Here is an 8,406-nt window from a genome sequence, read left to right on the forward strand (position 1 = left end):
TGTGCGGAGGTGGGACGACGAAATCGAATTCTAACGAATTACCGATTTCTGTCCCACTCTCATTTTATCCTAATACCAATTCATCACTCACCAGGGTTTCACCACTGTTTTGTTGGAAGAGGCGCATCAAATCTTCAACCGTTAGGTTTTTCTTTTCTTCTCCTTTGACGTCGACCACGACCTTGCCTTGGTAGAGCATGATCAAGCGGTTGCCGTATTCAATCGCATGGTTCATATCATGCGTAATCATCAAGGTTGTCAAATCATGGCTTTCCACGATCTTTTGGGTCAATTCCATGACCATTTCACTAGTCTTTGGATCGAGCGCTGCGGTATGTTCATCCAGAAGCAAGAGTTTTGGTCTAACCAAAGCTGCCATGACCAAGGTCAAAGCTTGACGTTGCCCACCAGACAAATATTGGGTATCTACCTTGAGACGATTCTCTAAACCGATATTCAGTTCCTTCAAGGCTTCACGGAACAATTCGCGATCTTTCTCCCGAACTCCCCAGCTCAAACCACGAGATTTCCCCCGACGTTGGGCAATGGCCATATTTTCTTCAATGGTCAAACGAGAAGCCGTCCCCATCTTAGGATCTTGGAAGACACGCGCAATATCTTTCGCACGCTTCCGAACACTCGTATTTTTAATGGAGTTACCTTCTAGCAAGATATCCCCTTCATCCACGACTAGATTTCCTGCCAAGATGTTCATCAAGGTTGATTTCCCAGCTCCATTTCCACCGATAACCGAAATGAAATCCCCTTCTTCTACTTGGAGATCCAAGCCTTTTAAGACATGGTTTTCATTAACCGTTCCTGCTTCAAATGTCTTATGAATGCCTTCAATTGATAATAATGTTGCCATACTTTTCTCCTACTTATTTCCTAACTTCAATCCGCGAACACGAAGACGTTTTTGCGCCTCAGGAGCGAACAAGACAATCGCGAGCAAGATCGCATTGAAGAGACGAACCATATTTTGATCGAGATTTGGGATCTCATAAATATTTAAGATAATCAAACGGTACACAATAGCTCCGACCCCGATTGAAAGCAAACGCCAACCAATAGTTAATTCGTGAATCAGGACTTCTGCGATAATGACAGCACTTAAACCAACTACGATCGTCCCTGTCCCAGAAGTGACATCTGAGAAACCATCATTTTGAGCAAACATAGCCCCACAAAGAGCGATCAATCCATTGGAAATCATGTAGCCCAACATCTTCATGTTATCCACATTGACCCCATTAGCCTCACTCATTGGGATGTTATCACCAGTCGAGCGCAAAACCAAGCCAAGTTGCGTCTTCATTAAGAGGGTCAACAAGATACAGACGATGATCAAGCAGGAAATACTAATCAAAAAGACAGCTTCTTCATTAGAAAGCCCAAATTTCATGACACTCTTGAAAATGGTATCTGCATCTCCAATAGAAAGGTTAGGAACCCCTCCCATAATTTTGATATTGATAGAGTAGAGACCCGTCAAAGTGACAATCCCTGTCAAGAGGGCCGGAATTTTCATTTTTGTATGGAGAATCCCAGAGACAAAGCCCGCAATCATCCCTGCTAAAAAGCCCAACAAGGTTGCAATCCAAGGGTTTCTTCCCGCTTGAATTTGTGAGGCTACAACTGCTGCCCCAAGTGGAAAGGCTCCTTCTGCCGTCATATCGGCAATATCTAAAATTCGAAATGTTAAGTAAACACCGATCGCCATGATCGACCACAATAAACCTTCTGATAAACTTGATAAAACGAAATTCATCTCAAACCTCCTATTTTTCTACCTTCAACGAGCTAATATCAATTCCTAGTTCTTTAGCCATCTCTTTATTGGTATGCAATTCTAATTTTTCAGGTGTTTCAACTGCGACTTTTCCAGGTTTCTCGCCCTTCATGATGCGAATAGCCATCCGAGCAGCTTGTCTTCCCAATTCCTCATAATCGGTACCAAAGTTGTACAAACCACCAGTAGCCACCATCTCAGCAGATCCACCAAAAACGGGCACCTTATGGCTGATAGAAACCTGTTTGACAGTGTCCATTGTAGAAGAGATAATATTGTCCGTCGGAACAAAGACGATATCTGCCTCTGACATGATGCTGTCTGCTGCAGCTTTCACATTGTTACTATCGAGAATTGTTTTTTCAACCACTTGATAGCCTTTAGCTTCTAGGATCTTCTTCGCATTGTCTTTTTGGACGACGGAGTTAGGCTCACTTTGCGTATAGAGAATCCCAACTGTTTTCGCCGTTGGAAGCACTTGCTTAATCATGTCTACCTGTGTAGCGATCGCATCTTCTGACTGGTCACTTGTCCCTGTGATATTGCCACCTGGTTCTTTCAAGTTTTTCACCAATTTCGCTGCCAATGGGTCGGTCACAGCTGAGAAGACAATAGGTGTTGATTTAGTGGTATTAGCCAAACTTTGTGCAGAAGGGGTTGCAATCGCAAAAACTAGATCACTTTCTTCTGCCAATTGTTTAGAAATATTTTTCAGATTTCGTTGCTCCCCTTGAGCATTTTGGAAATCGATCTGAATATTTTTCCCATCTACATAGCCTTCTTTTTTCAACTCCTCGATAAAGCCTTTTCGTGTCGCATCGAGCGACTTATGGGTGATGTACTGGGAAATCCCAATTCGAAAGACATTGTCTTTTTTAGTATCCTTTAGATTGTGTAAGGTCACCAATGATGTTAACAGAAGTCCTACAACCAGGACAGGTGCTAGCAATTTTTTCACTACTTTCATTTTTTGACTCCTTTTCTGCAAAATAAACAAAAAATCCGCTTAGATGATTCTCTAAACGGATGCTTGAAATTCTCCAAAAAGTTACAAAACCTCGGTCCATTTAGATACTAGCTCTATGGACCATCATCAAAAATATTAGCCACATAGATACAAACAAATTGCTTGGGTTGTTTGCATCCATGAGATCATGTCTACAAACACTATCTAAAGTAGCTAAAGTAAAATTTTTGAATGGAAATGGCTTGTTGCTTCATGTTTATTTTCTGCTTTCTTTTTTTATGGGTATTATCTTACCGTAATTTTTTTTTGATGTCAAGACTATTTCAGAAATTTTTGAAATTTTTTGAAAATTCAACTGGTCCTGACAAGAAAAAAACAGAGGCTGGAACACGTCCAGGCCTCTATTTTCTAATCTTCTTTTGATTTAGTTTCTTCATCTTCCTCGACGATTTCAGAAATTTCAACTTTCACCTTGGTCACACGACCATTTTTTACTTTGTCATTTGTCAAAATGAGGTGTTTCTTTTGACTATCGACTTCACAGCTGAGTCGCTCTTTCAAGGTTGGAATTCGCCCAACCTCTGTCAGATAATACCCTGCAATGGTATCCACATCATCACTTTGCAACTCAACATCAAAATATTCGTTAAAGTCATTTAGTGACATGGCTCCTTGTACGACATAGGTATTGTCCGCAATTTCAAAGACATCAATTTCTGCTTTGTCAGTCTCATCGTCAATTTCACCAACGATTTCTTCCAAGAGGTCTTCAAGAGTAACCAAACCAGACATCCCACCATATTCATCAAGCAGAATGGCCATTTGATTTTGGGTATTGCGCAATTCCTTCAAAAGATCATCCACAAAAATGGTCTCTGGAACAAACAAAGGTTCTTGTAAAATCTTTCTTAAGACAATATTATCAAAGCCATTGATAAATCCTTCGTTCAAGAGACGTTTGGTATGGATGAGACCGATGACATTGTCCTTGTCATCATCATAGACAGGAATCCGTGAAAAGTTTTGCTTAAGGATACTTTCAATGATTTCTTTGGTATCATCATTGATATCAACCATGAAGGCATCCGTCCGTGGCACCATGACTTCACGCGCTACCATTTCATCTAATGAAAAGATCCCTTGGAGCATCTCAATCTCGTCCGCATCTAGTGTTGCTTCACTATTGGTCAGCATATACTCGATTTCATCCCGTGTCATTTTTTCATCCGGATCATCGAATTCCATTGGCGTGATACGGCTCAAAAGGTTGGTCGACGCTGAAAGCAACCAAACAAAGGGGCTAACAATTTTTCCTAATAAAATGACAATCGGAGCTGTTCGAACAGCTAACTCATCTTTCAGGTTCATAGCGATTCGTTTCGGATAGAGTTCCCCAAATACGATCGAAATATAAGTCAAAAACGCTAGAGATAAAAAGCTTCCGGCTGCAATAGCCGTTTTAGTATTGCCCATCCATCCCGCAATAACATGACCAAGGCTATCTGCAAGACTCGCCCCAGATAAGATGGTAATCAAGGTGATCCCCACCTGAATAGTGGATAAGAAATGGTTGGGCTGTTCCAAAACGCTAAGAAGACGAATGTATTTTTTATCCCCTTCTTCTGCTTTTTGCACAACACGAGAACGATTCAACGATACCATTGACATTTCGGTTGCCGAGAAAAAGGCGTTCAATAATGTCAAAACAATCAATAAAATAAATTCCAGTAAAATTTCCTGACTGCCAGGGTCTTCCATGGATACTTTCCTCCAGTATATAATATTGTATATTATACCACAAAATATGAGAGCCTGCATTCTTCTATGTCATTTTCTTTTTTTACCATCAAAAAATCAGGACTAGGTCCTGATCTTAGTGCTCTGCACTGGTAAAATCATAAAAGAAGGCATTGAGTTTTTCAACCAGCTCTAGCGATGAGAGACTACTTGTACAGATAAAAGGTTTTTTCTTTAATTCCGGCATCATAAAGTTGGCCACCACAACATCTGCGTCTGAAGCTTCGATATCCTCTACTGTTAGATTATACTTGATCATCTGAGTAAATTCAAAGTTATCCGTACAGTAGAAATCTAGAAAATCGATCATGGATTTGGCATGGTGGTCATCAAAACGACTGATAATCAAGACCTTAATGGACTTCCGGCGGCGCAATAATTGTGGTAAGAGACGTTCCCAGTGAGTGTAGACCGTGTAGATCATATGCTTGATAATTTCTTCATTCAGATTATGCTTCATGGTCTTCATATAAGTGATGATATGGTCTCTCAAATCATCATAGAAGGCTGGGAAGATGCTCATAAAATCTTCGTTGGTATTGGTCTTGGTATCAAATAAGAGGAACTCCGAGAACAATTCCTTCCGACCTAAGTGAGCTGTATTGTGAACGTGCATCAACATCTCATCAAGATTTTCGATATCTAAATCATAAGTATAGCATAGATCCTTGAACATATCTTTAATGAGTCTAGTGGATTCTTTTGCATAAGGATCTGTTTCTGCGGCTTCAATCAAGCTTTCTGGGCTGAAATAGAAATTTTCTTGAATAAAGATGATGAAGAACTGCTCCAGCACTTTTTCATTTAACTCGACACCCAACTGCAAGCTAAAGTAGCGCAACATCTCCTCGACATTGGTCACCCCTTGATATTGATCTTTATAGGCTTCAAAGGTCGTTGGAATGTCGATGAAATAGCCTTGCTTAATACGTGATAAGTACACTGTCAAGAGAACTTTGTAAGACTTAATGACAGAGAAGGTCAATGGATAGCCATAGAGCTTGAAGAAGAAGGTGATCAAATCGGTCACGGCCTCTTCCTTAAATTCTGGGAAAGGCCACTCCATATAGTAATAACGTTCCGCAAAATACTGGGCATAGAAGAAACGAACATCCACTTCATCCCCGACAAGATTCAAGGGTTTCAAATCAATCTTTACATTGTATTTAGTTTGAAGCTTCTGATTAATCGTCCGAATCAAACGGTAGAAAGATTGGTAACTCAGATCAAACTTTCTGCAAATGTATTCATTGGAAACATCCTTGTGGAAGAAGAGGTATTCAATCAAGGCGAAGGCTTGTGATTCTTTAAAAAAGTGATGGTAAATCACCTCAAGACCAACCGAATCTTCATAACTGATCTTGATCCCATTGGTAGAGGATTCAATTAAAAAATCATCAAATGTACTACGAAGATTAGACAAATCTTCTTTTAATGAACGTTCTGTACAATCCAAACGCTTGGCCAACTCTTTCAAGTGGAACCATCTTTTTTCCTTAATCAAGATTTCCAACAATTGCAATTGGCGTCTCTGTTTTTTGGATAAGAGGAGTCTCATCTTTCCCTACCTTTTCCTATTTTCTTTCAAAATCACTTATATTTTAACACATTTCATAACACTTGTTGACTTTTTTACGGTATTTTTTCAAAAAAATGTACAAAAAAGACTCCAAGGCCCATATAGGCGCTAGAGTCTAAGATTTATTAATGATTCCAAATTCTTCTTTTTTCTTCTGCTCCTTCGCAGCACGGTGGTTATCATAAAGATTTACCAAGAATTTTACAATTTCTTTCCCAATCGAATAGACTGGAATCGCGACGACCATCCCGATAATGCCGTAGATATTACTTGAGAGCAGTAAGAGAACCATAATGGTAATCGGGTGAACCTTCATCACGCCTCCAACAATACGCGGATAAAGAATATTGCCATCGATCTGCTGGATGATCAACATGTAAATGACTGCTTTGATCATCATATCCATATCGGTAAAAGCATAAGTGATGATCATCGGAATCAAACCGATGGTTGGTCCTACATAGGGAATCAAGTTGGCCAGCCCAGAAAAGATGGCAAAGACCAAAGCATACTTCAATCCAATAAAACTATAGCCAATGTAGGCTAGTGTTCCAATGATCAAAGCATCGATCGAAATACCACTAATATAGCGAGAGACTGTTTCATTCAAACTAACCAAGAGGCTTGAAATGTGGAGTTTGTCATTGCGTAAAACGGTCCGCTCTAACATAGGCAACAATTTCTTGCCATCAATCAAGAAATAAACCAAGAAGACAGGGGTCATGATCAAAATAAAGACCGTATTGACGATGGTATTGACCACACTTCCCAAACTGTTGGTCACACTATTTAAGAGATTCTGTAGGATATCCATATAAGAGAGATTCAACTGTTGTATCGTCGATTGGATATTCACATTCTGGAACAAAGGGTTGGTCGAGAGTTTTCGAACCAAACTTTGGACTTCCCAGTATAGTCCTTGAGTTGAATTAATCAAGCTGGTTAACTGATTGATTAAGATTGGGAGCAGATAAAAGATCCCTAGACCAATGATCCCAAACAACAGTAATAAGGTGATCAAAATCCCAAACACACGCTTGATTTTTAAGTGTTTTTCTAACAATTCAACAATCGGGTTAGTGATATAGTATAAAAAACCTGCAATTAAAAATGGTAAGAGGATGGTATTCAGAACAGATACAAATGGAGAAATTAAAGTCCCCATTGATTTCCAAATATAGAAAATCACCGTCAATAATAAAATTTCACATGTCCAGAATAACAATTTACTATTTCGAAACATTCCTTACCTCCTGTTTTCTATTCTACCATATTTTATGTTAGAATAAAGGGGATTTTAATCAAAAGGATGAAGTTATGAATAATTTGATTGAACTACAAGACGTCAATTTGATCCGCAATGGAAAAGCCCTTTTAAAAGAGGTTAACTGGCAAGTGCAAGAAAATGAATGCTGGGCGATTTTAGGCCTCAATGGAGCAGGAAAATCGACCCTTCTCAAACTGTTGATGTCTGAATACTGGGCTAGTTCGGGCCAGATCACCGTCCTTGGAACCCGCTTTGGAGAAGGGGGTATTCCTGAGTTACGGAAGCGTATTGGGATCGTTAGCTCCTTTATTTCAGAAAGACTGCCAGAGCATCTTTTGACAGAACAAATTGTCCTAACCGGTCAATACAAGAGTAGTATTTTATATGCTGCATACGGGGAGGAAGAACTAAACTGGGCACGGGATATGCTGACTTCGATTGGGGCTAGCTCTTTGATCGGTCGCAAATACCGGGAGCTCTCCCAGGGAGAAAAGCAGACGGTCCTCATTGCACGAAGCCTCATGGACCAGCCAGATCTGATCATCTTTGACGAAGCTTCAAGTGGATTGGATCTCTTTGCCAGAGAAAAGCTCCTTCGTCAGATCCATCATATCAAACAACTGGATCACGCGCCAACCATGATCTACGTCACCCACCATGCAGAAGAAATTACAAAAGATATGACCCATGTGCTCCTGCTCAAACATGGCCAAGTGGTTGAAGAAGGACCAAAGGAAAACATCCTAACTCCTCATGTCCTTAGCCAGTTTTACGAAGCACCAGTATCCCTTATTGATCTAGGCGATGAACGACTCTTTGTCAAACCAGAAATCACACACACAGAAGACCATGAATAAATCAAAAAGTGCTAAGATTTTCATCTTAGCACTTTTAGAATGTAGACAAACTACTTTAAAGTAAAATAAGTTAAGCGATTTTGCAAAAAAATAAAAATGAGTTCCAATTTTTAAATCGATTCAAGAAAATACCGAAACTTTCCGCTG

The 8,406-nt window shown here is 39.8% G+C and carries 7 protein-coding genes; 1 reads left to right on the plus strand and 6 read right to left on the minus strand.

The features are described 5' to 3' along the window. Positions 1 to 64: 64 nt before the first annotated feature. The 6 genes from ADI76_RS09585 to ADI76_RS09610 all read right to left on the minus strand — a co-directional run bounded on the left by ADI76_RS09585 (position 65) and on the right by ADI76_RS09610 (position 7,378). A complete protein-coding gene (locus tag ADI76_RS09585; protein WP_014713718.1) occupies positions 65 to 868 on the minus strand; it encodes an ABC transporter ATP-binding protein in 804 nt (267 codons plus the stop codon). Positions 869 to 877: 9 nt separating this feature from the next. After that, entirely contained in the window at positions 878 to 1,771 is an 894-nt protein-coding gene (locus tag ADI76_RS09590; RefSeq protein WP_049516123.1) for an ABC transporter permease, read from the minus strand. Positions 1,772 to 1,781: 10 nt separating this feature from the next. Continuing rightward, a complete protein-coding gene (locus ADI76_RS09595; protein WP_024056316.1) occupies positions 1,782 to 2,759 on the minus strand; it encodes an ABC transporter substrate-binding protein in 978 nt (325 codons plus the stop codon). A gap of 408 nt (positions 2,760 to 3,167) precedes the next feature. Next, positions 3,168 to 4,517, minus strand: coding sequence for a hemolysin family protein (locus ADI76_RS09600; RefSeq protein ID WP_024054783.1), 1,350 nt, complete (start codon positions 4,515 to 4,517; stop codon positions 3,168 to 3,170). Between the two features lie 115 nt (positions 4,518 to 4,632). Continuing rightward, positions 4,633 to 6,114: a M protein trans-acting positive regulator PRD domain-containing protein gene (locus ADI76_RS09605; protein WP_049516125.1), complete on the minus strand. Its 1,482-nt coding sequence runs from the start codon at positions 6,112 to 6,114 to the stop codon at positions 4,633 to 4,635. A 136-nt stretch (positions 6,115 to 6,250) separates the two neighbouring features. After that, complete coding sequence (locus ADI76_RS09610) at positions 6,251 to 7,378, minus strand: AI-2E family transporter (protein ID WP_049516126.1); 1,128 nt, start codon at positions 7,376 to 7,378, stop codon at positions 6,251 to 6,253. A 74-nt stretch (positions 7,379 to 7,452) separates the two neighbouring features. Here ADI76_RS09610 and ADI76_RS09615 point away from each other — a divergent pair, with 74 nt between their 5' ends. Continuing rightward, positions 7,453 to 8,259 carry an ABC transporter ATP-binding protein gene (locus tag ADI76_RS09615; protein WP_049516129.1) on the plus strand — a complete coding sequence of 269 codons (807 nt, stop codon included), beginning with the start codon at positions 7,453 to 7,455 and terminating at the stop codon, positions 8,257 to 8,259. Positions 8,260 to 8,406: the final 147 nt, after the last annotated feature.

The sequence above is a fragment of the Streptococcus parasanguinis genome (assembly GCF_001074805.1).
Classification (GTDB): domain Bacteria; phylum Bacillota; class Bacilli; order Lactobacillales; family Streptococcaceae; genus Streptococcus; species Streptococcus parasanguinis_A.

Coding starts and splice junctions, on each gene's coding strand:
- ADI76_RS09585 (WP_014713718.1), bottom strand. CDS start 868: ATGGCAACATTATTATCAATTGAAGGCATTCATAAGACATTTGAAGCA.
- ADI76_RS09610 (WP_049516126.1), bottom strand. CDS start 7,378: ATGTTTCGAAATAGTAAATTGTTATTCTGGACATGTGAAATTTTATTA.
- ADI76_RS09595 (WP_024056316.1), bottom strand. CDS start 2,759: ATGAAAGTAGTGAAAAAATTGCTAGCACCTGTCCTGGTTGTAGGACTT.
- ADI76_RS09590 (WP_049516123.1), bottom strand. CDS start 1,771: ATGAATTTCGTTTTATCAAGTTTATCAGAAGGTTTATTGTGGTCGATC.
- ADI76_RS09600 (WP_024054783.1), bottom strand. CDS start 4,517: ATGGAAGACCCTGGCAGTCAGGAAATTTTACTGGAATTTATTTTATTG.
- ADI76_RS09615 (WP_049516129.1), top strand. CDS start 7,453: ATGAATAATTTGATTGAACTACAAGACGTCAATTTGATCCGCAATGGA.
- ADI76_RS09605 (WP_049516125.1), bottom strand. CDS start 6,114: ATGAGACTCCTCTTATCCAAAAAACAGAGACGCCAATTGCAATTGTTG.